The following is a 26914-nucleotide window of genomic DNA, read 5'->3' as shown; positions in this document are numbered from 1 at the left end:
TCGTTGGGGCTGCCACATTCTCCGCAGAAATTGGCCATCGACGGGTCCCTCGTAACGTGATGCGTGAATGGTGTGGCCAAGATTTAAGCACTGCCAACGGATCCCCGACGGTTGCCCGTCCAAAAAGGTCGTCGGGCCGGTGGATATCCGTAAACTCTGGGGTTCCGGTGGAGCATCAGGGGGACTCATGGGTCGGTCGACTCGTTCAGCGGACCCGATCTTCACCCTGGTCTGGCTCGGGGTCGGTGCTGCCTGGGTGGTCCAGCTGTTCCTGCCCTGGGTGACGACCGGACCGCTGTCCACCTCTTCCGCCCTGGACGTCATCCGGTTGGAGAGAATGGGATCCCTGGGTGACCTCGTCCCGGCGTGGGGTGTCGTCGCTCTGCTCGTGCTGCCGAGTGCCGGGGTGCTGATGATGGCCAGTGCCGGCCTCAGCACCCGTTCGGCACGCAGATTCCGCACCCTGATCATTTGCTCGGTTGCACTGTGCTTCGCGGTTGCTTTCGTTACGCTTCTCGATCACGCGCACGAGAATCTGGGGCCGGGCGCATGGATGACGCTTCTCGGGGTCGTGTTGGGTGCCGTTGCTGTGGTCATCCGGGGCGCCGAGCCGGTCGCTTGAGAAGTGCGAATTGTTGCCATGGTGGGAGCAGCGTGAATCGATTCTGTGGATCGTGTGGAAGTCCGGTCAACCACGCGAATCAGCGTTTCTGCGTGACGTGCGGGTCCAGCGTGTCCGCCTCGACGGCCACGGGAGGTCAGCAGCAGGCGCTCCAGCCGACGCCTCCCTCGCCCCGTGAGAACGTGCTGGAGCCGACGGGCGCCGCGCCTGACTGGTTGTCGCCAGCGCCACTTCCGCCGTCACGCCGGAGCGCCGGCCTGGCCAAGATCCTCGGCGTCGGTGCCTTGGTCGCGGCCCTGGCCGCCGGTGGATTTGTCGCCTACCAGGTCCTGTCACCCCAGGGCGGGGCTTCGACCCCCGATGCCGCCGTTCGCCAGTTCATCGAATCGGTGGCGAAGCAGGATCCGGTCGGAGCCTTGGCCGTGGTCAACCCTGGCGAGGTGGAGGGCGTCGTGGACCTGTACGAGCCGGCCCGGGAGCGACTGGCCGATGCGGGGCTCACCTCGTCGGAGGGGGACCTGGCCGATGCTGTGGACGTTGCGCTGGGCGATGTGGAGCTCGATATCGACCAGGTGGCCGACAGTGTGGCGAAGGTGACGGTGCAACGCCTCGAGGTCACCGCATCGTTCGATCCCGAGGCTCTGCCGCCCCGCCTGGAGTTCATGTCCGAGCGCTACTCCAAGGCCCGGAGCTGGGAAGGGGATCTCGTCGCTGAGGTGCGCGATAACGCCGAGGAGGGCTTCGAGCTGTCGGTCACGGCGGTGAAGGTGGACGGCCGGTGGTATGTGAGCCCTGTGGCGTCGTACCTCGATGCTGTCGTCAACGAGCTCAACTACTGGGCTCGGGAGTCCGGCGATTCACCCATCACTCCCGACTACGACGCCGTCGGGCTGGCCGACGCCCCCGACCCGGTGGTGGCCAAGGACCCCGAAGATGCTGTCCGTAAGGTCATCGAAGCGGCTTCCGACGAGGACTTTGAGGAGTTGTTGGCCGCCCTGCCCGAGGAACAGGTCAACGTCCTGCGCGCCTACGTCGAGCCCGCCGAGGATCTTCTCGCCGAGGCGGGGGCGGACTTCGACATCGACCTGAGTGAGCTGGACACGGATGTGGCTGAGGACGGCGACCACGCGCGCATGACCATCGACAGTGCCGCGGTCGCCGCGTTGGCCTCTGTTGACGGCGAGGTCGACTCCGGATCGGTCCGGCTCGACGGGCGGTGCGTCGAGGTCGCCGACGAGTACGACACGGACTCGGGTTGTATCGACGGGGACATCCGTCGGATGACGGGAGTCGACTCTTTCTTCGTGATCCTGAGCAAGCGGGACGGCGGTTGGCAGGTCGACCCGATGGCTACCGCGGTGGCCTATTCGAGCGACTTCCTCAGCAGTGCCTCGGACGAGTTGGTGGATGACGTCGTGACCAACCTTTGCTACGAGGTCAGCAGAGATGGTTCCTCGTGCGAATGAACATCCAGCTGGGTCGCTTCGAGGAGGCAGCATGAGGTTCTGTGGGTCCTGCGGAGGTCAACTGAGTCCTGGGGCGAAGTTCTGCACTGTGTGTGGCAGCCCGGTCCAGCCGGCGGAGACACCCATCCAGGCGCCGCCGCGAGCCGCAGCATCCGCGTCCTGGGAGCAACAGGCTCCTCGAGGGGTACGCCGCCGGTGGCCACTGGTGCTCGCCGCCGGCGTTGCTGTGACCCTCGTGATGGTGGGGGGCGCCGTGTTCGTCGCTCTCCAAGGCGGCAGCGACGGTGAGAGTGTCGGAGACAACGGGGTGGCTGCACCCCTCGTCAAGGCCGTCACCTCCGAACCCGAGGAGGTCTGGGACTGGCGGGTGCCCCATCAGGATGACTACGGCTACGCCACGATCAAGGTCGTCGGCGACCGGACCCTGGTCGGTTATCCGACCGACTCCGGTTCCCTGGTCACCGCGCTGGATGACCAGGGCGACACCGTCTGGGAGATCGAGCCGGATCACCTCGACTGGCTCAACGCGGCAGTACCGGGGACCGACAACTTCCTTCTCGGGCCGTACGAGGACGGTTCCGGCATCGAGGCTCGGTCAGTCAAGGACGGATCGCTGGCGTGGTGGTTCGAGGATGGCAACGCGGTGGCCGAGACGGAAGCCGGCGTGTTGTATGTCGTGTGGTCGGACTACGACGAGGAGGTCACCGACTACACGCAGGAGCTGGGTCTGCTCGACGGCGAGACCGGCGAGGAGATCTGGACCGACGAGGCCGAAGCCTGGCAGGTCCACGGGGATGACCTCTACCTCACCGATGGCGAGGAGGTTCGCAGTCTCGACATGGCCTCGGGTGAGGAGAACTGGTCGATCGGAGTCGATGTAGACCTCGATGTCGACTACCCCGTGCTGACACTCGCGGCAGTCAAGGACATGGTGGTCGTGGGCGGAACCGACCGGGCCGTTGCCCTGTCCTCCAAGGATGGGGCGCAGTTGTGGGACCAGTCGCTTGGCTCGGATGAGTCAGGGCCCTACCGGGCGACCTCCCATCTGGTGTATCTCGAACAGAGCACGGACTCCGAGGAGTTCGAGGACGGAGAGGTCCGGTTCTTCGACTCCCAGGGTGTGGCAGGCAGCCTTCCGGTCGACGTGGACGACTACTCCTTCGGATCCTCGACGTTCGACATGGGCGGGGTCTCCTACCTGATCGACAGCAACAACGGGCTGCTCTACGACGAGGACCTCAAGGTTCTCGGGGACTATCCGGGCTATCTCACCCCGGTATCGCCGGGGCTGTACTCCACGGACGAAGATGAACTGTCCTACTACGAGATCGGCACGTCCTCACCGGTGTGGACTCTCCGCTTGGATGGGGCGGACTACGGCATAGAAGTCGCACCGGCGGATGGCGCCGTCATGGTTCACGAAGGGGACCGGGTGGTTCGCTACGAGTGATCGGGCAGCGGTTCGTTCCTCGCCGCGGTGCGAGGTGTTCTGCGGTCACGGCGATACAGCAGGCTGGCACCGATGAGGCTGATGACGACAAGAGCAGCGAGTGGAAGCAGCCAGAAGGGGATCGCGCGGGCCACATCGATGTCCTGAGTGGCGGTGACGGGGTTGGAGCGGGAGTCGAAACCGATCGCTTGCAGGTGGTGCGTTCCGGGGAGTGCAGTTCGGGGCACCTGCACTGTCCCCTCGCCCGTGCCGTTCGGGCCCACCTCGACCCTGCCGATCAACCTGGTCCGGGAGGCCAGGGTGACAAGTACGGTGCTTCCGGGGGCAGCGCCACGAACCTGGACGTCCAGTCGCTGTCCGGCGCGGACGTCCTGCGGATCGGTCAGCCAGGTTCCGGCCGTCGCGTCGAGAACTGCCGGACCCACCGAGGGCAATCTCGGGGTGACGGCGCGCGCGATCGTGGGCAGGTCTGGGATCAGCTGCGACCACCAGCCCTCGTCGTCGACCTGCCAGCGGGCCACTCCCTCGGGTAGTTCGTCCTCGGCGCCCACCGACCAACTCAGGATGGTGTTGGTCTCGGCCGTGTAGCCGAGGGCGTTGGGGTGCATGAACTTGTTGGCCACGGACGTGCCCGCAATGAGGTCCCACACGGCCGTTGCCCCGCCCGAGATCGCGTCCACAGAGTTCATGAATTCGACGCTGCCCGGACGTGGGCAGGCTGTGTTGTCAGGAAGGAAGGTGTCTTGGGTGGCGGTGATCATCTGGACCCGGTATCCCTCCCTTCGCACGGCTTTGACTGAACGCTCGATCTGAGCGTTCAGGTCGTCCACGAGGTCGTTGGCGTAACCCACTTCGGCGGAGTCGAAGCCGCGACACCAGTACGCCCACTGCGCTTCAGGAAAGGGCTGGGGGTAAGCGAGGACATAGAGGGGCGCCACCTCCCCACCTCGAGCTTTGACGGCTTCGCTGGGGTTCAATGCCAAGGAGATCTGCCGGTAGGTGGGCTTGAGTTCGTTCGGCAGGTCGGCCACCAGGCTGTCCGTCTCAGCTCGCCAGCCCCAGTCGTCAGAGCACCGGGTGTCCCATTCAAGACGCACTCCGTACCAGTAGGCCCTGGGTGTCGGATGGGCCAGCAGACAGTGTTTGACGATGCCCGAGAAGCCGATGTCGTTGCCGCCGACGGTCAGGAAGCCGGCCGCAACAGGCTTCTCGGCATCCCTCTGGCGATCCTCCAGGTCAGGCACTTGGTCCTCGCGGACCCCGTTCCAGTCATCATCCTTGATGTGGTGCGAGGTGGCCCCGCTACAGGCATAGAGATCAACGTCGCCAGCCTTGAACAGGGGAAACAGGTAGGTCTTGGGTGAGACGTGGCACTGGTTGACGCGCGGGCCCAGATGCATCTTCACGCTGTCGGTGCCCTGGAAGTAGCTCCCTGCGCCTTCACCCGAGGAGTAGGAATCCCCGAGGATCGCGACCCGCTGGCCTTCGAGGTCCTTGATGAGGTCGCCGGCATCGCTGAGCGATTGATCCAGGCTCGTGACCTCCACCTGGCCCTCGAGCGTCACGGGTTGGGCATTGGTGCCCCACGCCGTCAGCCGGTACGACGCCACGCCGGTCTTTCCGCGACTGCCGTAGGAGACCACCCAGGTGTGGGTGGAGCTGGTTCCGGACTGAAGGTTGCCGATGCGCACCAACGGTGGGAGAACCGCGGGCACGACTGCTTGGCGGCCGCTGGTGCGGTTGGCGAAGTTGAATGAGATGCGAGCGTTCTCGATATCGCTGGCCGAGTCGTTGCGGACCTCAACGGTGACGCGACTCGCTGAGCCTGCAGGCGTGGAATCGGGAATGCCATCGACCTTGACTGTGAGTTCGGCGACGGTGGCCAGGTCGATGACCTCGCCCAATTGGTCGGCGTCGTTGGCCTGGTAGGTCTGTCCACCCGTCGCCGCCGCGATGCACTCGAGTTCGGCCATGCCCTCGTCAGAGGTCTGGAAACCCGCTGCCTGAACAGTGAGGTCGAACCCCTCCGCGGTGATGTCCTGAGCGATCTGGCACGGATCGGGATCGCAATTGCTCAGGCCGTCCGACACCAGCAGGATCGTGGCGCCCTGGAATCCCTGGGACTTGAGCATGTCCACGGCAGTTCGCAGCGCCCCACCGGTAGGAGTCTCTCCACCGGCAGTGAGCGCTCTGATGTCGCCGATCATGTTGCGCTGGTCGATCTCGTCGACTTCGAAGGCGAAGCCTCCAGGATCACAACTGCCCCCGCCAGGGAAGGTCCACAGCCCGAGCTTCGTGCCAGGCCTTTGTTGCCGAATCACGCGGGACAGCGCCGCCTGTGCGCCGGCCAACTTGATCGTCCCCGTTCCGTCGTCGTCGGCCATGGACCCTGAGGTGTCCAAGATGATCACCAGCGGCCTGCCCTGGTCCGCGGATGCCACGGCTGCAGCGGGCTGGGCAGCTGTCTGGGCAACCGGCTGGAGAGCAGGCGCCGCGGCACCGGTGTGCGGGGCGGCGGCGAGCACGACGAAGAGCAGCGCTGCGAGACAGCTGGACGCCATGAAATGCAGGCGCGCTCCTCGCATCAGTAGACCTCGAGCTTGTTCAGCAGTTTTGCGTCACCCAGCAACTTCAGCCTCGCCAGGCCAGCAGTGCTGTACTCGCGGGTCTGGGAGCGCACCTGGAAGGTCAGCCGAAGTTTGCCAGCGATGGACACGTCGAAGGGGACAACTGAGCCGTACTCCGTCGTCAAGGTGGTGAGGACCTCGCCGTCGGCAATGATCCGGAGCTCGACCGCCTCCTTGGGTTCGCCGCTGTCCGGAACTCCCAGAACGCCGCTGACCCGGTCGGCCGCCCGCTTGACGACCCAGGTTTGATTCAGCGGATAGCGGTCGGTCTCGCAGGTCAACAGTTCGTCGTACTGTTTGCCATTGAGCGAGTCAGTGTCGGTGTAGCAATTGTCCTCGGCGGCGACGAGTTCGGCCAGGTTGACAGAGTCGGGCTCGGCGGACACGACCACCGTGACGTCCACGGGCAGCAGGGTTCCAGGCTCTGGGCTGATCGAAGCCACGTTGCCGACCGGCACGCCTGGGGTGTAGCGAGAGATCGTGCGAGTAGCTGCCCCGAGCTCATCGAGATCGGCCAGGACGGCAGTGGCGTCGCGGCCCTTGAACGCAGGAACCTTGGCCGGACGTGAGGCGCTGAGCACGATCCTCGAGCCAAGGGCATAGCCGTAGACGGGGTCCTGAGCCAGGATCACGCCGGACTCGCCCGCCGCCGGTTGGTCCCGGAGGGTCACAGCCCCCGGAGGTACTCCGAGGTCCGCAAGAATCTGGCGGGCATCGCCGACACCGAGGCCGCGCAGGTCCGGCATCACCTGGGCACCTGGAGAGATCGTCGAAGTCGGGCCGGATGGTGCTGGGCGGGACGCGGTCTCCTCCACCGAGGATCGCTCCGAGGCCAGGAGCCAGCCGATGATCAGGCCGATGCCCACCAGCGTCACCGCCAAGCAGGCGCGAGCGGTCAGAAGTGTGGCGCGGGATCGGATCCACCCGGGTTTGCTCGGTTCGGGCGCCTCGGGAAGAGCTGTCTCTGGAGGCGGCTCGACGACCTTCCAGCCGCAGGCCCGGCAGAAAGCAGCGCGTGGAGTCAGGGGTTCTCCGCAACTCCCGCAGTGCGTCACGAACTCGCTCCGCTGCTGCGGACACCGAGGATGTCGCGCTCCGGTCGGATCGTCACCAGGTTGCGCAGGACCCAGCGACGTCCTCCTGGAGTGACCGCTTCCACCGACAGGGAGAAGGGATAGCGGGTGAACATGGACGACAGCGTGTACAGACCTCTGCCAGACCTCAACTGGTAGAGCCAGGCGTAGCGGACCACCTCACCATTCACGGAGATGGCGTTGCGGTCACTCACACCACCGAGCTTGGTGTTGTAGTGAGCGAGCCCATTCTCCACTGTGTCGAACTCGCTGTACCGCACCAGTGCGGCAGCCCCGGAGGAGTCGGTCACGGGGCACTCCCAGGCGGCAAGCTTCCCGTAGCTGGCGCCCTTGGTCGAGAAGGTGCACTCGCCGGGCTGAAAACTGGGGAAGATCCATTCGAGTGCCTGCTGACCCTGCGGACTCGGGCAGCTCTTCAGCTCCCCGACCCGCTTGCCATTCCAGCAGCGGGCAAGGACAGCCGGACTGGCCGCGGGCGATGATGAATCCCTGGGATCTTCCGACACGGACGGACGGAGGGTCGCGCTCGGCGTGAGGACCGTTGCGTCCGACGCGATGCTCGGCTCGTCGCCTTGGGAGAGCAGCCACCATCCTCCGAACGCCACCGCGGCCAGAACGGTCAGAGTGACCCCGAAAACGATGGCACCAGTACGCCATGGCCGCCTGACGGCAGAGGCGGGGGGATGCGGCTGCGCCGGCCCGGTAAGGGTCAGCGGATGCAGTGCCGGTCGGGGCGGCGGCTGCGGCGGCAGCTGCGGCTGCGCAAGGGGGGTGGGCGTTGGGGAACCGCACTCGGTGCAGAAGGCGTTGCCCGGCGCGAGAGGGGCCCGGCAGTTGAGACAGGTGGGCTCGGCTGGGATGAAGGTCGGCTCCGACGTCCGCTGTTGGCCGCAGTTCGTGCAGAACCTGGCCCCATCGCCTGGGCGGCCACAACGTGTGCACGGTCGATCGTCCACAAGCCACCCCCACGATCAGAACGGCAGTTCCGGACCCACCCGGAACGCCACAGTGCGTGGATACTACCGGCGGCGAGCCGTTTCGCCGATGCGGTCCAGCCCGCTTCTTGCCAACTGGGAGAAGGCTTGCCCAGGGGTGCTGCGATCGCAGGACATCAACACGAGCTTGCAGACCCCCGACGACAGCTGCCCAGCTGAGGTGTCCCAGTCTGAGGCGACTTCTCTCAGATCTCGCCCCCGCCGGTCTGCACCCGCCAGAGACCCGCGTAGGTGCCATCGCGCACCAGGAGCTCGTCATGGGTGCCGGACTCGATGATCCGTCCAGCCTCGAGCACCCAGATCCGGTGGGCATGGCGGACGGTGGAGAGCCGGTGGGCCACGACGAGCGCCGTGCTGCCGCGGGTCGCGACGCGCAGGGAGCGTTGGATCGCGGCCTCCGTCTCGTTGTCGACGGCGCTCGTAGCCTCGTCGAGCACGAGTACGGCGGGGTCGCGGAGCAGGGCCCGGCCGAGGGCGAGCCGCTGACGTTGCCCACCGGACAGGGTGATCCCGCGCTCACCCACCCAGGAGTCCAGGCCGTCGGGCAGGGCGTCGATGAAGTCGGTGGCGGCAGCTGCTTCAGCGGCCGCCCGAAGCTCGGCGCGGGTGGCCTCCGGTCGGCCGTAGGCGAGGTTGTCGGCGATGGTCCCGGCGAACATGTAGACGTCCTGGGAGACGTAGCCCATCGATCCGCGCAGGGAGTCCCAGTCGAGGTCGCGCACGTCCTGCCCGTCCAGCAGGACCTGGCCCGAGCGGGGGTCGTCGAAGCGCAGCACCAGCCGCAGGAGGCTCGACTTGCCCGAGCCGGTCGATCCCACGATCGCGTGGGTCTCCCCGGCGGGCACCACGAGGTCGATGCCGTGCAGCACGTCCGGGCCGTCGCCGTACCCCGCACGCACACCGCGCAGCTCCAGTCGGCCCGCGATCGGCCTGGCCAGCGAAGCGGAGCCGGCCGGGACCGTGACGGGCACGGCCAGCAGCTCCAGGATCCGGGCCGTGGAGGCCCGCCCGCGCTGGTAGAGGTCAAGCACCTCGGCCACGTCGGTGAGGGGCCACAGCAGGCGCTGGGTCATGAAGACCAGCACGGAGTAGAGCCCGAGCTCCAGGTCGCCGTCGAGGGTGGCCCAGCCGCCGAAGAGCAGGGTGCAGGTGAACCCGGCCAGGATGGCCATCCGGACCAGGGGAACGAACGCTGCGGAGGAACGGATCGCGTCGGTGTTGGCGGTGCGGTAGGCGTCGGAGACGGCCGTGATCCGCTCCCGCTCGCGGTCCTCGGCGGTGAAGGCCTTGATCGTGGCGACGCCGGCCAGGTTGGCGTTGAGGGCACCGGAGAGGTCGGCCACTGCCTCCCGGATGCGGTGGTAGAGCGGTTCGAGCCGCCGCTGGAAGACCAACGATCCGGCGATGATGAGCGGGATCGGCAGGAATGCCAGGACCAGCAGCTGCCATGATGCGACCGCGAACACGGCGCCCACGAGCAGCACGTTGAGCGCTGTCTGCAGGATGGCCGGCGCACCGATGTCGAGGAACCGCTCCAGCTGGTTGACGTCGTCGTTGAGCGTGGCCAGCGTCGACCCCGAGGACCGGGTCTCGTGCCAGCTCATGTCGAGGTGCTGGGCGTGGTCGTAGGCCTCCACCCTGAGGTCGTGCTCGACACCTTGGGCCAGCCCGCGCCAGAGTACGGCGGCGACGTACTCCGAGAGTGACTCGATCACCCAGATGACGACGTTGATGGCGGCCAGCCAGGCGAGCTGGGCGTGGCGGGACTCGACGCCCAGCAGGGCGGCCATGAACGAGTCGTCCCCGCGCACCACGACATCGATCGCTGCCCCGATGAGCAGCTCGGGCACCACATCGGCGACCTTGTTGACGGTGGAGGCGACGACCGCGCCGACGAAGCGGCGGCGATAGGTGCGGTAGCGGCGCCAGAGCTCGCCCAGCGGCCGTTGAGGGGCAGTCGCCCGCGGTGGTGACATGGACGTGAGCGCCTCTCCTGGATGTGAGGACAGGCTACCCTCACTCAGCAGCTCAGCTGAACGTCGACTCCGCCACGACCCGACCGTTCGGGTCGGTGACCTCGAAGCCTCTCGCGCGGTCCCGGAGCACCGATGAGTTGAGGTTGCACAACATCTCGCGCTCTCCGGTCCCGACGAACCCGCCGGCGGAGTAGCGACGCCCGTCGAGCCCGATCACGGCGACGCGGTAGCGGCTGCCCCGATCGAACCCGACGGCCGTCAACTTCACCTCGACGCCCCAGGTGTGGGCGACGAGATCTGCGGTGGCGGCCAGCCCCGGGACGTCCTCCTGGACCGCCACCGCCTCCAGCGGCACTGCCGGCTGGGAGTCCTCACGAGTCATGGCCACACCGGCGACGATCACCACGGCCGCCGCTGCGGCACCGACAGCCGCGATCGAGGCCGAGCGAAGCCATCGCCGGCGATCCTCGACCCGGTGGGCACTCGACACCGCCCCGACGATCCGCTCACCGAGCTCGGGCGGCGGCTCCTCGGCAGCGACGCGGAGTGGGGCGCCGCGCAGCAGGGACAAGGCGTCGGCGGCCGGAAGAAGCTCCTCCAGGTCGGCGGTGCACTCGGCGCAACCTGCCAGATGAGCCTCGACCCGCGCTGATTCGTCTGCTGACAGGTGGCCGAGCACGTAGGCGCCCAGCATCTCGCGCAGCTCACGGTCCTGTGCCGCATGGTCCGTCATCGCGTCACCTCCATTTCCTCCATCACGACCCGCAGCGCCTTCAGTCCGTAGAACACCCGGCTGCGCAGCGTGCTCACGGGAATGCCCAGCTCGGCTGCCACCTCGTCGTAGGGCCGGTCCGCCAGGTAGGTCTGCTCCAAGGCCTGGCGGTGCTCGTCTCCGAGCCGTCGCAGGGCCTCCTCCACCAACCACCTGTGCATCAGTGCCTCCCACTGGTCGGGACGGTCCTCGGGCCCCGTGGGCTCCTGGCGGGCCAGCGTGTCATGGTCGGCGAGGTCCCGCAGCCAGGGACGGGCGCCGCGCGCCCGGTGCAGGTCGATGACGACGTTGCGGGCGATGCCGAACAGCCAGACGCGTACGCCGGCGAGCTGGGGGTCGTAGCGCTCCCGTGCCCGCCACGCCCGCAGGAACGTCTCCTGCACCGCGTCCTGAGCGGCGCCCGGGTCGCCCAGCCCTCGCAGGGCGAAGCGGTAGAGCTCACCGCCGTGCGCGGCGTACGCCTCACGCACTCCCGTCTCGGAGAAGACGGGAGTGCGTGCGGGATCACGGGCGAACGCCATCAGTGAGCGGTCAGCGGTCCAGCTTCACGGCGAGGTCGGTGACCCGCGCCCACTCGGGGAAACGACCGGCGTGGTCGACGTCACCGGTGAGCAGCGACACCGAGAAGAGGTGACGCTTGCCGTTGACCTGCAAGGTGGCCCAACCCTTGTTGATCTGCGTGGTGCCGCCGCCCTGACGGCTGAAGATGTCGAAGCCCGCGTCCGACCCGGCATCCACCCCGAGCTTGCCCGTGGCCGAGAGGAGCCCGGCGTTCGCGGGAGCCTGCAGGGTGACCTGGTCCAGTGCGGTGTCGAGGTCGAACAGGCTGGTGGCGGTGTCCGCGTCGAGGTCGTTGTTCGTGTACGCCGCCCCGCTGACGCCCACGGCCGTCGCGGCCGGCGCGGTCGGGGTGGCGGGGTAGGTGAGCGTGGAGTCGACGGTCGTGGCTCCGCCCGCGTTCACGTCGTGGCGCAGGTTCTGGCCGGTGTCGCTGATCACCCGGAGCCGGTCGGCCGCCGGGTTGAAGTCGACGCCGAAGCGGGTGCCCTCGAGAGCCACCGTGAGCTGGCTGACCTTTGTCGCCTTCGCGTTCCCCGAGAGTGTGTAGACACCACCGTCGTCACCGACGCCGTACAGCTTGCCGTCCTGCACGCGGTAGTCGATGCCGACGATCCTGGCGTCACCCTCGAGGCCGGTGACCTTGCCCAGCACCCGGGGGCGCTCGGGAGTGGTCAGGTCGAAGGCGACGAGCCTGTTGGTCATGGTGAGGCCCACCGCCGGGTGCGACGGCTTCGACTTGCCTGCGCTGGCTTGGCCGGGGATGACGGTCACGGCGAGGGCGGTGGCGAGGACGCCGGTGGCGATCCCGGCGGCGACTGAGTTCTTGCGGTTCATCTCGGTTCTCCTGGTTCAGGGGGATGGAGGTGTGCACCGGTGAATACGGATGCCGAGGTCGCAGCGTTGAAGGAACCGCGAACGTCTTTCCAGGAGGGGTTCGGAGCGGGCGCCGTCTCGGATGGGCCGGCAGGTCCCACCGGCGCCGGCTCAGCGCAGGGTGAGGCCGGTTCGGCTGCGGAGCTCTGCGAGGGAGAGCCCGAAGGCCCCGCGGACCACGAGTCCGTCGGGGGTGACCTCGAAGGTGGCGTGTTGCACGAACGACGGCGTGGGTGCGGACGGGGCCTCAGGTGTCGTGGTGGGCCGGATCGACTCGACACCACCGGTGAGCACCAGGTCCGCATCGCCGACCTCGATGGAGCGGGAGCCGAGCATCACCGCGTCGAGACTCGACCCACACAGGCGGTTGACGGTGCTGCCCGCCAGGGGGCGCCGTTGGACCTGCCGAACGGCGTGCGAACCGCGTCGTACGCGAGGGCGCTCATGCCTCACGCCCCTCGGCGAGCACGCGCTGCGCGATCCGGAAGGCGGTGTTGGCGTCCGGGACGCCGCAGTAGACGGCGCACTGCAGGAGCAGCTCCTTGATCTCGTCGTCGCTCAGTCCGTTGGCGCGGGCGGCGCGCAGGTGCAGCTCGAGCTCCTCATGATGGCCGCGGGCCACCAGTGCGGTCAGGGTGATCAGTGAGCGGCTGCGCCGGTCGAGTCCGGGACGGGTCCAGATCCCGCCCCAGGCGTAGTCGGTGATGAACTCCTGGAACTCCCGGGTGAAGTCGGTGGCTGCCGCGCTCGCCCGGTCGACGTACCCCTCGCCGAGGACGGCGCGGCGTACGGCCATCCCGGCGGCCCGCCGCTCGGCCAACGTCACGGGCGGCACGTGCTCGCGGATCAGGCTCGCCACCGCTGCGGGCGCCTCGGCCGGAGCCAGGTGGGCCACGTCGGGGAGTACGACGAGCCGGCCGTGCTGGAGTCCTGAGACGAGCTCGCCGAGCAGGTCCACCGGGGTGGCCACGTCGTGCTCCCCGGCAACGGCGAGGACCGGTGCCGTGATCTCACCCAGGCGATCGCGGACATCGAACTCGGCCAGGGCATCGCAGGTGGCGGCGTAACCGAGCCGGTCCGCCTGTTGCAGGGCGTGCAGCAGGGTCGTCGAGACGACCGGCTGCCGTTCGATGAAGCCTGGGGCGAACCAGCGTTGCGCCGACGACTCGACCATGACCGGGGTGCCGGAGGCCCGCACGGTGGCCGCTCGCTCCTGCCACATCTCCGGGGTGCCGATCCGGGCCCCGCTGCACAGGATCACCGCGGCCGACACCCGCTCCGGCGCGTCCAGCAGCAGTTGGAGGCCGACCGCGCCACCCACCGAGTCGCCGGCGTAGGCGAAGGGACCGGACCCGAGGTCGTCGACGAGGGTGAGGACGGCGGCGGCCAGGTCGGCGATCGTGAACGGCTCCTGGCGGGGGGCGCTGCTGCCGTGGCCGGGGAGGTCCCAGCCCACGACGTGGAAGCGGTCGCCGAGCAGCTCGGCCGCCGCCGACCACAGGGCCACCGCGGAGGTGCCCAGGGAGGGTCCGCAGACCAGCAAGGGCAGGTCCGCCGTTCCGGCGAGGCGGGTTGCGGTGAGAGCAGGCACGGTCATGGATGCTCCGGTGGGTCGGTCCGGGCCAGGGCGGCGTCGATGAGCAGGTCGGTGGCTCCGAGGTGGTCGGCCAGACGATCGGTCACCACCTGGTCGGTGTGGTCGTCCCACTGAGCGACCGAGCGGCTCTCGGCGAGCAGGTCGCCAGTGACGGACCGGGCGTTGGTGGCCATCCGGTCGGCGTCGACCCGGAGCCCGGCAACCAGTTCGGTGACCTGCGAACCCGCGGTCAGGGTGTGCCGGGTCAGGCTTGCCAGGGCCGACCACTCGACGTGCCATCCACCGTCGGGCCGTTCGTCGACCACACTGGCTGCGCTCAGGTGCAGCTGCGCGGCGACCGCGGGGGCGGCGAGGGCCGCGCGACGGATCAGCACCGACAGCACCGGATTGGCCTTGTGCGGCATCGCCGATGATCCGCCGCGGCCAGCGACTGCGGCCTCGGCGAGCTCGCCGATCTCCGGACGGCCGAGCAGCAGGACGTCGTTGGCGATGTGCCCCCAGGCGTCCGAGCAGGTGACCAGCGCGTCCGCCCAACCGGTGACCGGTGCCCGGTTGGTGTGCCAGGCGACGCGGGTGGCCAGGTCGAGGCGCTGGGCCATCTCGGTGGCCACGCCGAGCGCCACCGCTGCTGGTTCGGGGTGACCCCGGAGGCCGGCGAGCTGGGTCACGGCGCCCAGGGTCCCGGCGGCCCCACCGAACTGCCCGGCCAGGGCGGCCCGGGCAGCGATGAGACGGTCACGGGCGTCGAGGACGCCGTGTAGCCAGTTCGCCGCCTTCAACCCGAAGGTGATCGGGGTGGCGGGCCGGGTGAGCGTGCGACCGGTCATCACCGTGGCGCGGTGGGTGTCGGCCAACGTGCCCAGGGTCGCGATCTGCCGGGCGAGCTCGTCCTCCAGCTGATGGGCGGACGACCGGGCGCAGATCATCAGGGCGGTGTCGAGCACGTCCTGGCTGGTGAGGCCGCGGTGCAGCCACAGCGCCGTGGCCGGGGGCACCCGCTGGCGCAGGATGTCGAGAAACGCGATCACGGGGTTCCCGGCGGCCTCGGCGTTGCTCGCGATGAGGTCCACGTCCGATTGCGAGACGAGGCCCTCGAGGTCCGCGGCCGCCCCCAGCGGGAACAGTCGGGCCGCGACCATGGTCTCGAGCCACGCCGACTCCACCCGCACCACGGCCTCGAGCAGGCTGAGAGGCGAGAAGTGATCACCGGCCCGCTCGTCGCCGGGCCAGAACAGGTCGGTCATGGAGTCAGTGTGTCCGATACTGCAGGAAGACGGTCTCGTCCTCGCCCTGCAGGACGATGTCGAAGACGAAGCCGTGCTCGTCGGTGCCGGCGATCAGGGTGCTGCGCCGCTCGCCGGGCAGCGAGGCCAGCAGGGGGTCGGCGGCGAGCGCGTCCGCATCGCCCGGCAGGTAGGCCCGGGTGAACAGCCGGTCGAGCAGCCCGCGGGCGAAGACCGTGATGGCGAAGAACGGGGCGGGTCCGGGCTCGGCACCTGGCACCAGGGTGGTGAACGAGTAGGCACCGGTGGCGTCGACCGCCGTACGCCCGAAGCCCGTGAAGGTGTACCCGTCGCGCCGCAGGGCTCCCGGCTCCTGGCTGACCTGGCCGTCCTCGTCGGCCTGCCAGAGCTCGATGAGGGCGTCGGGGATGGGGTCGCCGGCGCCGTCGGTCACCCGCCCGTGCAGGCGTACGGCGCGGGGGTGGCTGGGTGGCACCACCTGGTCGCCACCGGGGAAGGGCAGGGCGTAGCCGAAGAAGGGGCCGACGGTCTGGCCGGGCGTGGGGATCATGCGTGGTCCGCCTCGAGGGGGGTGCGATGCGTGCCGGTGAGCACGATGTCCCAGCGGTAGCCGGTGGCCCACTCGGGTTGGGTGACGTCGTGGTCGTAGGTCGCGACGAGCCGCTCCCGGGCGGCGGGGTCGACGATGGCCTGATAGATCGGGTCCAGGGCGAACAGGGGGTCGCCGGGGAAGTACATCTGGGTGATCATCCGCTGGGTGAACGCGGTCCCGAACAGCGAGAAGTGGATGTGGGCCGGGCGCCAGGCGTTCAGGTGGTTCTTCCAGGGGTAGGGGCCGGGCTTGATGCTGGTGAAGGTGTAGTTGCCGTCGCCGTCGGTGAGGGTGCGGCCGGTGCCGGTGAAGTGCGGGTCCAGCGGTGCCGGGTGCTGGTCGCGCTGGTGGAGGTAGCGACCAGCGGCATTGGCCTGCCAGATCTCGACGAGCTGGTGACGCACCGGCAGGCCGTCACCGTCGACCACACGTCCGGTGACGATGATCCGCTCACCCAGGGGCTCGCCGGAGTGCTGGATCGTCAGGTCGGCCTCGAGGGATCCGACGTCGCGGTGCCCGAAGCACGGCGCGGCGAGCTCGATCGTCTCGGGATCTGCTTGGTGCAGGTCCTTGGTTGGGTGGCGCAGGATGCTGCTCCGGTAAGGCGGGTAGTCCAGCCTCGGCTGTGTCTCCACGACCCCGCTCTCGGCGTACGCCCGCCCCAGCTCGGCTATCTCAGCGCTGATCTCGGCTTGCGTCACGACCGGAACGCTAGGCGGGAACGCGGCTGCTCTGCGACACTTGCTTTCCACTGAACGGAAAGGAGAGGTGGGTGGCGGGCAACAACGCGAGGCCGGGGGTCAGCGTGACGTCGAAGGTGGTCGCCCTGCTGGGGGCCTTCGACGCCGAGCACCGGGTGCTCACTCTCAGTGAGCTGGCCAGGCGTGCGGACGTGCCGGTGGCCACCGCGTTCAGGCTGGTGGGCGAGTTGGTCGCCAACGGCTTGCTCGAGCGCCGGCCCGCGGGTGACTACGCGGTCGGCCGCCGACTGTGGGACCTCGGGCTGCTGGCGCCGGTGCAGTCGGAGCTGCGCGACGTCGCCTCGCCGTTCTTGCAGGACCTGTACGGCGCCACGCTGGCCACGGTGCACCTGGCGATCCGGGATGGTCACGAGGTGCTCTACCTGGACCGGCTCTCCGGCAACGCGTCGGTGCCGGTGGTCAGCCAGGTGGGCTCACGGCTGCCGCTGCATGCGACCGGTGTGGGGAAGGTGTTGCTGGCCCATGCCCCAGCCGAGGTGGTGATGGCGGTCCTGGGCAGGTTGACCCGGATCACGCCCTACACGATCACCCAGCCGGGGCGGTTGCGTGCGGAGCTGCGCCGGGTGCACAAGGAGGGCTTCGCGCAGACGACCGAGGAGATGAGTCTCGGGGCGTGCTCGGTCGCGGTGTCGATCAGGGCGCCGGGCGGCCCGGTGGTTGCGGCGCTGGGCATCGTGGTGCCGTCGCTGAAACGGGACCGGCCGCAGCTGGTGGCCGCCCTGCGGGTCGCCGCGCGGGGGATCGGCCGGCAGGTCGATGAACTCGCTTCGTCCGTTTCCACTGAGTAGAAGACCGGCATACCCGTTGCGACTCGTGGTGCGCTGCACTGGTCGGTATGGCTCCCACTCTCACGACCACGACCGTTGCGATCGTGGGCGGTGGCCCGGCCGGGCTGATGTTGTCCCATCTGTTGTCGTTGCGGGGCATCGATTCGGTGGTGGTGGACAACCGGACCCGGCTTGAGATCGAGCGGACCGTGCGTGCCGGCATCCTTGAGCGCGACAGTGTGCGGATGCTGGTCGACACAGGTGTCTCGGACCGGGTGCTGCGCGAGGGGCACGAGCACCGGGGGATCGACCTGGCGTTCGGTGGGGCTGGGCACCGCATCGACTTCGTTGACCTGACTGGTGCTTCGGTCTGGCTCTATCCGCAGACCGACGTCTTCATGGACCTGGCTGACGCGCGCGACCGCGACGGCGGCGATGTGCGGTTCGGCGTAAGCGAGGTCAGCGTGCACGACGTGACTGAGCGGCCGGTCGTGCGGTTCGTCGATGCCGATGGGGTGGACCACGAGCTGCACTGCGACTACCTGGTGGGGGCCGACGGTTCGCGGAGTGTGTGCCGACAGCAGCTGGCGGGCGAGCATCGCCGCGAATACTTTCGCGAGTACCCCTTCGCCTGGTTCGGGATCCTCTGCGAGGCCCCGATGAGCGCTCCTGAACTGATCTACAGCCACTCCGACCGCGGGTTCGCGTTGATCAGCCAGCGCACCGAGACGATGCAGCGGATGTATTTCCAGTGCGACCCCTCCGAATCGGTCGACGACTGGTCCGACGACCGGATCTGGGCCGAGCTCCAGGCTCGGGTGGGAGCCAACGGCTACAGCCTCATCGAGGGCCCGATCACCTCGAGGACGGTGTTGCCGTTCCGCAGCTTCGTGTGCGAGCCGATGCGCCACGGCAAGCTGCTGCTGGCCGGCGACGCCGCCCACACGGTGCCGCCGACCGGGGCCAAGGGTCTCAACCTCGCCCTTGCTGACGTGGTCGTGCTCGCCGAGACCCTGGAGCGCGCGGTGATCGGCGGTGAGGTCGCCGCGCTCGACACCTACACGGCCCGGGCGCTGGAGCGGGTGTGGAAGGCCCAGCACTTCTCCTACTGGATGACCACGATGCTGCACACGCTCCCAGACGCCACCCCGTTCGACGTACGCCGCCAGATCGGCGAGCTCACCTCGGTGGTGACCTCGCGGGCAGGCTCGACCTACCTGGCCGAGGCCTACACGGGGTGGCCGGCGCGCCAGGCTGTGCCGTGAGCCGGTGAGTCCGGGAGTTCCTCATCGCCCGCAGTGAGCGCGCTCCTCGCCGGGCGGCAGGTGGACTCCCGATGCTCATGTCCGTCTGGTGAAGGCGACCTTGCCGCCGGGGAGGTGGGTGATCCGGTAGGTGGGGTCGTGTGCGCGGGTGTGGTGGCGCGCGCAGAGCAGCCGACCACCCGTCACGCTGGTCCTTCCGCCGGTGGACCACGGGCGGTCGTGATGGGCGTGGCACAGCCCGGGTGGCGCGTCGCAACCATCGGCGGTGCAGCCCTTGTCTCGCAGGCTGAGGGCGATGCGTTGGGCCCGGGTGTGGAATCGTCGCCTGCGACCCAAGTCGAGGACCTGGGATGCCGTGCCGAGGACGGCGGGGATGATCCCGGCCTCGCAGGCCAACCGTCGGGCCTGGGACGCGGTGATGCTCTGGCCGGTGTCGAGGGACGCCACCCCTGTGCCCTCGATCAGGCTCTCCAGGTCCATGGTCACGACCACGGTGGCATTCACCCCACCCGAGCTGGGCAGGTCGGTGGCGGGAAAGCGTTCGACGTACTCCAGGAACGCCCTGCCCAGTCGTTGGGGTGAGGGGCGCCGTTCGCCGGCTGTCCCGTCGATGGCGGCACGGTGCTTGGGGGCGGCGAAACCCACCAGGGCCTTGTGCAGCATCGCGCCCTGAGCGCTGGGGAGCGTGAAGCGTCCGTGGCAGCGGCCGTGGCCGTCATCAGCCATCGTGAACCGGGCGGAGTCCCGGGCCTCGCGTTCCTCGGCTGCGAGCAGTCGGGCCTCGTGGGCCTCGGCCACGTCGGGGGCGATCACGTCGAGGATCCTGCGACCCAACACCCGCAGCGTCCTGGCGTCGTGCTCGTGCGCCAACGCCACGAGCTCCTGCTCGGCCTTGGTGACCACCGCGGGTCCGAGGTCGTGCGGAAGCTCCTCGAGCGCCCGAACGATCACGGCCGCCTGCTCCACCACGATGCTGCCTTCGGCAAGCGCGTCACGAACCCTGGCCCGGTGACCGTCGAGTGCCTGCGCGAGCCTCACCTTGCCGTGCGCCTCCCGTCGGGTCAGCCGGCCGGCGTGGGCCCACCAGGCCGCCGCGGAGGTCGCACCGGTGGCTTCGCCGACCCCGACGCAGTCGGCGTGGGCGGCCACGCGGAGCTCGAGCTCTGCGACCTGCGCCGAGAGTCTGGTCAGCTCCACCAGCGTCGATGCCGCCTCCGCAGCAGGCATGGACCACAACGGCACGTCCACCAACGCAGAGACCCGAGACCGCAGGCCGGCCACCGCACGTGTCACCACGTGCTCCTGATCCGAGGCCATCGCTGTCATGGGTCAAGCCAAGCACTGGGTACCGACACTTCCCGACCACCTCGAGGCGCGCCTGTGGACAACCACACCGGACCGGGTCGCCGCGGCCGTACGGCGCGTGGCAACGAGGATCGTGCAGTGGTGCGTTGCCCCTCACCGACCCTTGAAGTAGCCGAACAGCTGCCGGTCTCGCACCACCAGAGCACCGAGGGCCGCTCCCGCGATCGCACCCACGACCCCGGAGGCAACGATCCGGGCAGCGAGCTCGAAGAGCCAGGCCTGGGGAGGGGCGACCAGAGCCGTCACCGTGCAGGCCAGGACAGCCACCGAGGCCGGCAGCGTGAACGCCCACTCGAGCACGAGTTGCCACGACTGCTCCGAGATGGTGAGTCCCAGATGGCGCGCGTGGGCCAGCTCGAGTCGGCGCCGGAAGGCGCCCATCAGGGCGGTGATGAGTCCGGCGATCCCAGCCACCAGCGGGGCCCACCGGGTCGGGCGGTCGGCGTACGCCTCGGCGACGGTGAGCCGCTCTCCGAGCCGGCCGTTCAGCTGTGACTGCGACGTCGGTGCGCCAGCAGTGGCGGACGGTACGACGGCCGTGGCCATCGCGCTCCATGCGGACGGATCGTAGGGCCAGATGGTGGCCCAGCACTGGTCGAATCGCGCGCGGGACCGGGACGTGGCGACGGCGGCGTCGAACAGCATGGGATCGCGGCCGTCGTCGGGGTAGTCGAACACTTCCGACAACCTCAGGGTGCCTTGTCTGGTCAGGAGAGCCCCGCCGGGGTTGACCCCGTAGGTGTGAGCCGCGTGGGCGTCGAGCATCAGGCCCTCGGTGCGCGGACGTCCCAACACTCCCGCGAAGCCCGGAGTGGCTTCGTGCACCTCGAGAGGGTTGTCCGGGGCGCTCAATGTGAGCACCCGGCTTGCTGAGGTCTGCACGGCCCCTGCCGCTGCGACTCCTTCGATGTCGGCGAGCCGGTCGCAGGCAGAACCGGAGATGGATCCCGGCGCGACCAGCACAACCGTTGCGGCCCCGGCCCGCCGGAACTCCGCGGACGTCTGGGCGAGGTCGCGGGCGGTGATCACGTCGACCGTGACCAGTGCGCCGACAACGATCGTGAACCCGGACCCGAAGAGGAAGGATCGAGATGCTCCGGAGATGACGTTGCGCCAGGCCTCGGACCAGAGCTCAGCAAGCCTCACCGTCGGCCCAGCCGGATGTGGTGCCCGCACTGGTCTTCGACCCGACGGTCGTGCGTGGCGATCACCACGTTGCGCCCAGTCCGGGCCAGGCCTTGCAGGACGTCGATCACGAGCGCCGCGGAGGCGACGTCGAGTTGCGCCGTGGGTTCGTCAACCAGGAGGAGATCTGCTGTGCTCAGGCTGGCCTGCGCCAGCAGGAGGCGTTGGGCCTCGCCTCCCGAGAGCTCTCGAAAGAGCCGATCGGCGGCGCGATCCAGGCCGAAGTCCTCCAGCACCCGCCGGGCGAGGGGTGCGGCCGATCTGCGGCTATGGCCCTGGACCAACAACGGATAGTTCGCATGGTCCAACGCGGTTCGACGGGACGAGCCGAACGGATGCTGGGGCACCCACACGAAAGAGGTCTCCGCCGACATGCGGACCTCTCCGGTCGCCGGCTGGGTCCAGCCGGCGAGGATGCTGAGCAACGTGCTCTTCCCCGACCCCGAAGGCCCGGTGACTGCTGTGAGCCCACCGGCCAGTGTGAAGGAGACGTCGCGGAACAGCGGCGGGGCCGGCGGGAAGCGGTGGCCGAGCTGGTGAGCCTCTATTCGCATCGGGCTGAGCTTCCGGGGCTCACGCTGATGCTCGTCGGCCAGGCTCGGTGCCTGGTCGAGATGACGGATCGTCCCAGCGACGATGCCAGTACGCGGACGGGCACAGACGCGCCGGTCGAGCTCCTGACGCACAACCGTTCCTGAGTCCCGAACACCGCGGAGATGGGCACCGACGCCGCCATCAGCGGCCGGCGAAGGGCGAGTTGTCCGGAGAGGTCCTCGGTCCCGTTGGGTCCCGTCGTCTGCACGGCCAGCCGGACGGCCTCAGTGCGCATGATCCGTCGGATGGAGGCTCGATCGGTGACGGCCCCCGGCTCGTCGAGCGTGACGGTGGTGCCACCGACGGTCAGACGTCGCACCCCCTGCACCAGGTCGGTCAGAGCGCCGGTCAGCCGGATCGACGTGACTCGGGGCGTGGTCTGGGCGATGGGCTCCCCGGCCAGCACGATGTTTCCCAGCCTCACGGCGCAACTGCGAAGCGGGACCCGAGACCGGGGGAGCCAGATCGTGTCGGCCAAACGAAAGGCGGTTGAGGTCGGCGCCCCGAGCGACTCCCGGAGTTCGTTCCAAGCGTTGAGGGTCTCGTCGCCGAAGACGCCGTCGATTCTCGTGGGATACCCCAAGCGGGTGAGCTCTCGTTGCAGAGTGTCGACATCCTCGCCGGTCATCCCCGACCGCAGGTTTCGATAGGGCGGCGATGCCGTGGACAGGGCGATGATGTCGTGGCCATCGACTGCCCAGGGTGAGCGTCCGGAGGCGAGGGCAGTCATGCTGGGACACGATGACCTCGTGACGACCCCACTGCGCCTACCGAGTACGTCGACGGCGGGTGCGCGACGGATCGTCAGGTCGACGGTGCGAGGGTCGGCGAAGGGCTGGGGGCTCAGTGGGACCGATCCCGCGTCAGGTGCCGTGCGTAGAGAGGTCGGTGCTGGGTCGCCCCGCACGACCATGCCGAGCGTGGCCCCCGCAGCGAGCAGCATCGTGCTCAGCAGGAGCCACCCGGTAGCCGTTGACGCGAGCCGAGACAATCGGGATCCTTCAGTGCGACGCGGGATCGAGGTGACATTCCCCGAAGCGTGGGTCTTCTGCGTCGAACGGGAAGGAACCGGACTCCGAGTCGGCCGTGAACGCGGCCTTGTCGTAGCCTTTTGGCGCCAGCCCGCTGGAGGACAGGCATGCAGCAATCAATTGCATCATGTCGCCCTTTGTCGGATTCTGAACGAGGGCCCCGTAGAAGGCCTCGATCTTCTGGGTCGTGCCTACCGAACATTCATCCGCGACTTTTTCCGCTGATGCCCCGGCACCCAACTCGTAGGTGTAGAGATCGCCCTGTTTGACGGGATTGATCGTCACTCCCTGACCATTCGCACATTTCACATATCTGGCAACCGATTCCTCGTACTCGGAGCGGGTCACCTCGCCGTCACTGAGCACCTCTCGCTCGAAGTCGGAGTCAGCCGTGCGGCTCGCCGTGACGATGTCGGAGTAGTAGGGACTGCGTGGCTCACTCGCCTCCTTGGACGAACAGGCTCCCAGCGACACACTCAGCATGGTCAGCAGGCACGCTGCGATGAATGCGGACCAGGTCAGGTCTGCTCGATCCCCGATGGGTCTCACCACCCGTCTAGAGGTCGATCCAAGGGCCGACGGTCCCGGATTCTTTCCGCTGGTGGAGGGTGGCGACCACGGCACCGCGGAAGAGGCGTGACATGTGAATCCCTTCGATTTCGGACCCGTTGTGCCACGGATCCCCCGTAATTCGAAGCAGACTAACGAGCGCCCTAACTCTTGGCTAGCAGCGCTATCTGATCTTTACCTTTGTGGTCGCCTTGGCGACTGAGAACTGACCCGAGGGCTCTGGCAACGCGGATTGGTTTTTCCAAGATTGTCCGGATAAGTCGGATTCAAGTATCGAAATTTCGGGACTATTCATCCAATAAGGAGCACCGAAGGTCATTGTGCAAGCCGGACCAGGTCACCCGATCCCGACACCGACCGCAGGTCGTCCAGAAAGGAATCCACGCCCTCATGGCTAAGCGTGACCCCGACGACGTGCCGCACCCCGGCGGCACGAGCCGAGACGATCCCGGCGGGGGCGTCCTCGAAGACAAGGCAGGCACCGGCCGCCACCCCAACAAGCGGCAGCGGACACGATGACGAGGGCATGACGTACGAGGTGCTTCGTGGCACGACTGTGACTCCCGTGAACGAGATGATGGGTGAGAGGAGAGATGACCGAAGGGGGTCAGCCGTCAGCGCGAGTGGAAGCCTCCACCGAGCCTCAGGCCGGCCGGGACGTCGCTACCCTCGGGGGGTGGACGCCTTCGAATCTGTCTCGACGTGGCGTCAGCCGATGCCACCAGCGGCCTCATCGTGCAGATCCGACTTGTTGACCCGGGTGGCAACGGACATCGTGGCGCTCTCAGACCGTCGGATCCGGGTCGCCGTCGATGGCCGGACCGCGGCCGGTAAGACCTCGTTCGCCCATGAACTCGCGTCCGCCGTCCGAGCATTCGGTCGACCGACATTGCGGGCCTCCCTCGACGACTTCAAGCACCCTTGGACTCACGCGAGCGAGCACGGATACGACCGAGTCTCAGGAGAGGGCTACTACCGCAACGCCCATGACCACGCGTCTGTCCGGCGCCTACTGCTCGAACCCGCCGGACCGTCTGCGTCGGGCCGGGTCGTCCTCTGCGCGCATGACCCGCTGACGGGCGTTGACCACCGCGACGTCGCTGTCCGAGCCCCGCTCGACGCGGTTCTGATCGTGGACACTGTCTTCGCGTTCCGCCCCGAATGGGACGACCTGTGGGACTACAGGATCTGGCTGGAGGTCACCGCCGCTCAGTCGTTGGGACGCGGCGTCGCCCGCGACAGTCCCAGTGACGGTGCTGACGAAGCGACTGTGGTGCACCAGGACCGATACGCGGTTGCCGGAGCCATCTACATCGCGGAGGTCGACCCTGTTTCGCGCGCCGACATCGTCATCGACAACCACCACTGGGCGGCACCGCACGTTCTTCGGTGACCGGATCTGCGGCGCCCGCTCGCCTGGCGAGATGCCTTCGGGGTGCGGCTTGGTCGAGTTCGTCGCTTGACGCCCTTCATAGAGTCGGCGGCATGGAGCCGATCCGGAGCGTCATCGTGTTCGACGCGGCTGACCTTGCTGCTGAGAGCGCATTTTGGGCCGGGCTCCTCGATGGTCACGTGTTCGAAGACGAGACGTTCCACAGCGTTCTGGATGCGGCCGGCGAGTGGCGGATCGGCGTCCAGTTGGCCCCCGATCACGTGCCTCCCCAATGGCCGGATGGAGCGCCCCAACAGGTGCACCTCGATCTCCATGTCGCGGACGCGAAGAAGGCTCATGAGCAAGTGATGAGTCTCGGCGCACGATTGCTCCGAGCCCATGATCTGGGGGCCGACGAGGGGCACCAGGTCTACGCGGATCCCGCAGGGCACCCGTTCTGCATCGGCTGGGGTCAGCCATCGCGGGAGGCACTAGAGAAGTACGTGCGGACCAAGCTCGGCTGACGCAACTGTCGGATCGGAGCGTCCGGACCTACCGTGATCTGCGCGGTCGTGTCGATGCGAGCGGCGCGGTGAACCACTCCGAAGCAACGTACAGACCAGCGTCCTGAAGCACGGCTCTCTTTGGTCCGTCGTGGGGTCCGGAGACCACCACAACCTGGACGGCACCTCGCTCCCGCGCCCACGCTGTTGCCGCGGCCAGAAGGCTCGCGCCTGCCGTCACCCACTTGTCCGGAGACGACACCACGAAATCGTCGATGACCGATGAAAGGCCACCGGGGTCGTAGACGGGCGGCGCGGGCACCGTGGTGATGATGGCGAAGCCGTCCACATCGCCGTTGGAGTCATCGTGCACGAACGAACCTGCTTCGGGGTTGTCGACGAGTCGGGAGAGCCACGGTCGGTGCACGTCCTTGGCGTCGGCGGCAGGTTTCTGAAACACCGGGGCATGTGGTTCGTACGCACGCCTCGTGCTGTCCGCCAACTCGACCATCCGCTCGACATCGGCGGAGGTCGCCTCTCTCACAGTCACGTCAGCGAACGTACCGGCACAGAACCGCATGCTCATGCTCGCAAAGGACCTGTCGGGCTCAATCAGAGGGCGACGGCCTCATCGCTCAGGTCCGAGTCTGGGATGGCCTCGGCCATCCAGTCGATGGTGTCGCCGTTCCAGTCGCTCAACGTGACGCCGAGTTCGGTGCCGGACCGTGGTCCGTCTTTGATTCTCTCGGTAAATGGTCGCGCGGTCTGTTCAGGGACTGTGATCCCGGTGTCTATACCTTCCTCGCCACCACCAGGTAGTTCTCGGCCTCAGCGTTGAACGTGCTCATTTCCGACCGGAGTCCGACCTGGTGCAACTCGACCTCGAGTTCGTCGTATCGGAAAGGCCAGCAGGACAGCAGCTCCGAGCGAACAAGAACCGACCCAGCCGCATCAACCTGTGCGACCGCAATCTCGATGTGGTGCTCCTCCTCCCAATGCGGTGCAATCTCCCAGCGGTAGATCACGACGGCATTGCGATCGTTCCGGCGGACGAGTCGGTCACTGATGTCCAGCCTGGACCCTCGGGCCCTCACGAGTTCCCAATTGCGGGAGGTGAGCACCAGGCGTCCGCCACGGCGCAGAAGCCGTGACATCGACTCCAAAGCAGCAACCCTGCCTCTCGCGCCTACGGCATGGTGCAGCGAGTTGCCAACGCAGAACACCATGTCGAAGGTGGTGTCATCGAAATGGTCGGGCAACTCTTGCCAGTCCGCCCGCATTGTCCGGACAGATGCCCGGAACTCCTCAGACAACTCCGCAGTCCGACGAACCATCGTTTCGCTGGCATCAGTTGCGACGACCTGCATCCCAAGACTGGCGAGGCCGACCGCCAACTGTCCGGTTCCGCACGAACAATCGAGGACGTGAGCGTTCGATGGCAGGAGACGGAGGACGTCATCGAACGACGCAGCGAACTCGGTCGGAGTCAGTTTTGCGTCCGAGATGAGCCACTCGTACACCTCGGCAAGCCCGTCATAACCCGTCACAACTACTATCTTCTTCACGCGGCAGATTCACGGTGGCACATCAGTACATCGGGCGAGCAGGTCGGTTGGCCAATGGTTTCCTGAG

General features: G+C 68.0%; 27 protein-coding genes. 8 read left to right on the top strand and 19 right to left on the bottom strand.

The features are described from left to right. Nucleotides 1-187: 187 nt before the first annotated feature. The 3 genes from AB7I40_RS21070 to AB7I40_RS21060 all read left to right on the top strand — a co-directional run bounded on the left by AB7I40_RS21070 (nt 188) and on the right by AB7I40_RS21060 (nt 3538). Entirely contained in the window at nt 188-622 is a 435-nt protein-coding gene (locus AB7I40_RS21070) for a hypothetical protein (protein ID WP_428345038.1), read from the top strand. Between the two features lie 92 nt (nt 623-714). Then, the gene (locus tag AB7I40_RS21065; RefSeq protein WP_428345039.1) at nt 715-2088 is read left to right on the top strand and encodes a hypothetical protein; all 1374 of its coding nucleotides are present in this window, start codon (nt 715-717) and stop codon (nt 2086-2088) included. A gap of 31 nt (nt 2089-2119) precedes the next feature. Then, the gene (locus AB7I40_RS21060) at nt 2120-3538 is read left to right on the top strand and encodes a PQQ-binding-like beta-propeller repeat protein (RefSeq protein ID WP_428345040.1); all 1419 of its coding nucleotides are present in this window, start codon (nt 2120-2122) and stop codon (nt 3536-3538) included. Here AB7I40_RS21060 and AB7I40_RS21055 read toward each other — a convergent pair. From AB7I40_RS21055 to pcaH, 12 genes are all read right to left on the bottom strand, one after another. After that, entirely contained in the window at nt 3529-6099 is a 2571-nt protein-coding gene (locus tag AB7I40_RS21055; protein ID WP_428345041.1) for a VWA domain-containing protein, read from the bottom strand. The genes AB7I40_RS21060 and AB7I40_RS21055 overlap by 10 nt on opposite strands. 23 nt (nt 6100-6122) lie before the next feature. Then, complete coding sequence (locus AB7I40_RS21050) at nt 6123-7031, bottom strand: PASTA domain-containing protein (RefSeq protein WP_428345042.1); 909 nt, start codon at nt 7029-7031, stop codon at nt 6123-6125. Between the two features lie 185 nt (nt 7032-7216). Beyond that, nucleotides 7217-7549 (bottom strand): hypothetical protein, encoded by a 333-nt coding sequence (locus tag AB7I40_RS21045; RefSeq protein ID WP_428345043.1) that lies wholly within the window; start codon nt 7547-7549, stop codon nt 7217-7219. A gap of 890 nt (nt 7550-8439) precedes the next feature. Further along, complete coding sequence (locus tag AB7I40_RS21040; RefSeq protein ID WP_428345044.1) at nt 8440-10230, bottom strand: ABC transporter ATP-binding protein; 1791 nt, start codon at nt 10228-10230, stop codon at nt 8440-8442. A 52-nt stretch (nt 10231-10282) separates the two neighbouring features. Then, on the bottom strand, nt 10283-10963 hold the full coding sequence (locus tag AB7I40_RS21035; protein ID WP_428345045.1) for an anti-sigma factor family protein: 681 nt from the start codon (nt 10961-10963) through the stop codon (nt 10283-10285). Further along, the gene (locus AB7I40_RS21030) at nt 10960-11523 is read right to left on the bottom strand and encodes a sigma-70 family RNA polymerase sigma factor (RefSeq protein ID WP_428345046.1); all 564 of its coding nucleotides are present in this window, start codon (nt 11521-11523) and stop codon (nt 10960-10962) included. The genes AB7I40_RS21035 and AB7I40_RS21030 overlap by 4 nt, the downstream gene beginning before the upstream one ends. A 10-nt stretch (nt 11524-11533) precedes the next feature. After that, complete coding sequence (locus tag AB7I40_RS21025) at nt 11534-12397, bottom strand: DUF4394 domain-containing protein (RefSeq protein WP_428345047.1); 864 nt, start codon at nt 12395-12397, stop codon at nt 11534-11536. A gap of 150 nt (nt 12398-12547) precedes the next feature. Next, entirely contained in the window at nt 12548-12889 is a 342-nt protein-coding gene (locus AB7I40_RS21020) for a hypothetical protein (RefSeq protein WP_428345048.1), read from the bottom strand. Then, nucleotides 12879-14033: a 4-carboxymuconolactone decarboxylase gene (gene pcaC, locus AB7I40_RS21015; protein WP_428345049.1), complete on the bottom strand. Its 1155-nt coding sequence runs from the start codon at nt 14031-14033 to the stop codon at nt 12879-12881. The genes AB7I40_RS21020 and pcaC overlap by 11 nt, the downstream gene beginning before the upstream one ends. Further along, nucleotides 14030-15277 (bottom strand): lyase family protein, encoded by a 1248-nt coding sequence (locus AB7I40_RS21010; RefSeq protein WP_428345050.1) that lies wholly within the window; start codon nt 15275-15277, stop codon nt 14030-14032. Before AB7I40_RS21010 ends, pcaC begins: the two co-directional genes overlap by 4 nt. 4 nt (nt 15278-15281) lie before the next feature. Further along, complete coding sequence (gene pcaG / locus AB7I40_RS21005; RefSeq protein WP_428345051.1) at nt 15282-15827, bottom strand: protocatechuate 3,4-dioxygenase subunit alpha; 546 nt, start codon at nt 15825-15827, stop codon at nt 15282-15284. Next, nucleotides 15824-16570 (bottom strand): protocatechuate 3,4-dioxygenase subunit beta, encoded by a 747-nt coding sequence (gene pcaH / locus AB7I40_RS21000; protein ID WP_428345052.1) that lies wholly within the window; start codon nt 16568-16570, stop codon nt 15824-15826. The genes pcaG and pcaH overlap by 4 nt, the downstream gene beginning before the upstream one ends. A gap of 71 nt (nt 16571-16641) precedes the next feature. Here pcaH and AB7I40_RS20995 point away from each other — a divergent pair, with 71 nt between their 5' ends. Both AB7I40_RS20995 and AB7I40_RS20990 read left to right on the top strand, forming a co-directional pair. Further along, on the top strand, nt 16642-17418 hold the full coding sequence (locus AB7I40_RS20995) for an IclR family transcriptional regulator (RefSeq protein WP_428345053.1): 777 nt from the start codon (nt 16642-16644) through the stop codon (nt 17416-17418). Nucleotides 17419-17465: 47 nt separating this feature from the next. Continuing rightward, nucleotides 17466-18662, top strand: coding sequence for a 4-hydroxybenzoate 3-monooxygenase (locus AB7I40_RS20990; protein ID WP_428345054.1), 1197 nt, complete (start codon nt 17466-17468; stop codon nt 18660-18662). 75 nt (nt 18663-18737) lie between these two features. Here the strand turns inward: AB7I40_RS20990 and AB7I40_RS20985 are convergent, their stop codons facing one another. The 5 genes from AB7I40_RS20985 to AB7I40_RS20965 all read right to left on the bottom strand — a co-directional run bounded on the left by AB7I40_RS20985 (nt 18738) and on the right by AB7I40_RS20965 (nt 23320). Continuing rightward, complete coding sequence (locus AB7I40_RS20985; protein WP_428345055.1) at nt 18738-19988, bottom strand: DUF222 domain-containing protein; 1251 nt, start codon at nt 19986-19988, stop codon at nt 18738-18740. 132 nt (nt 19989-20120) lie between these two features. Continuing rightward, nucleotides 20121-21173 (bottom strand): hypothetical protein, encoded by a 1053-nt coding sequence (locus AB7I40_RS20980; RefSeq protein ID WP_428345056.1) that lies wholly within the window; start codon nt 21171-21173, stop codon nt 20121-20123. After that, nucleotides 21170-21766, bottom strand: coding sequence for an ATP-binding cassette domain-containing protein (locus AB7I40_RS20975; protein WP_428345057.1), 597 nt, complete (start codon nt 21764-21766; stop codon nt 21170-21172). Before AB7I40_RS20975 ends, AB7I40_RS20980 begins: the two co-directional genes overlap by 4 nt. After that, the gene (locus AB7I40_RS20970; protein WP_428348128.1) at nt 21757-22797 is read right to left on the bottom strand and encodes a peptidoglycan-binding domain-containing protein; all 1041 of its coding nucleotides are present in this window, start codon (nt 22795-22797) and stop codon (nt 21757-21759) included. The genes AB7I40_RS20975 and AB7I40_RS20970 overlap by 10 nt, the downstream gene beginning before the upstream one ends. Before the next feature lie 10 nt (nt 22798-22807). Continuing rightward, a complete protein-coding gene (locus AB7I40_RS20965) occupies nt 22808-23320 on the bottom strand; it encodes a hypothetical protein (RefSeq protein ID WP_428348127.1) in 513 nt (170 codons plus the stop codon). Nucleotides 23321-23797: 477 nt separating this feature from the next. Between AB7I40_RS20965 and AB7I40_RS20960 the strand changes: the two genes are divergently transcribed. From AB7I40_RS20960 to AB7I40_RS20950, 3 genes are all read left to right on the top strand, one after another. Further along, nucleotides 23798-23926, top strand: coding sequence for a hypothetical protein (locus tag AB7I40_RS20960; protein WP_428345060.1), 129 nt, complete (start codon nt 23798-23800; stop codon nt 23924-23926). Between the two features lie 241 nt (nt 23927-24167). Beyond that, nucleotides 24168-24800 (top strand): uridine kinase, encoded by a 633-nt coding sequence (locus AB7I40_RS20955; RefSeq protein WP_428345061.1) that lies wholly within the window; start codon nt 24168-24170, stop codon nt 24798-24800. A gap of 92 nt (nt 24801-24892) precedes the next feature. After that, complete coding sequence (locus AB7I40_RS20950; protein WP_428345062.1) at nt 24893-25303, top strand: VOC family protein; 411 nt, start codon at nt 24893-24895, stop codon at nt 25301-25303. Between the two features lie 28 nt (nt 25304-25331). Here the strand turns inward: AB7I40_RS20950 and AB7I40_RS20945 are convergent, their stop codons facing one another. Together AB7I40_RS20945 and AB7I40_RS20940 are read right to left on the bottom strand one after the other, a co-directional pair. Beyond that, nucleotides 25332-25832 (bottom strand): hypothetical protein, encoded by a 501-nt coding sequence (locus AB7I40_RS20945; protein WP_428345063.1) that lies wholly within the window; start codon nt 25830-25832, stop codon nt 25332-25334. 241 nt (nt 25833-26073) lie between these two features. Beyond that, on the bottom strand, nt 26074-26847 hold the full coding sequence (locus AB7I40_RS20940) for a class I SAM-dependent methyltransferase (RefSeq protein WP_428345064.1): 774 nt from the start codon (nt 26845-26847) through the stop codon (nt 26074-26076). Nucleotides 26848-26914: the final 67 nt, after the last annotated feature.

The sequence above is a fragment of the Nocardioides sp. genome (genome assembly GCF_050246775.1).
In the GTDB taxonomy this organism is placed as follows: domain Bacteria; phylum Actinomycetota; class Actinomycetes; order Propionibacteriales; family Nocardioidaceae; genus Nocardioides.
Note: the sequence above shows the minus strand (reverse complement) of the source record. Positions and strands in the feature narration are given on the sequence as shown.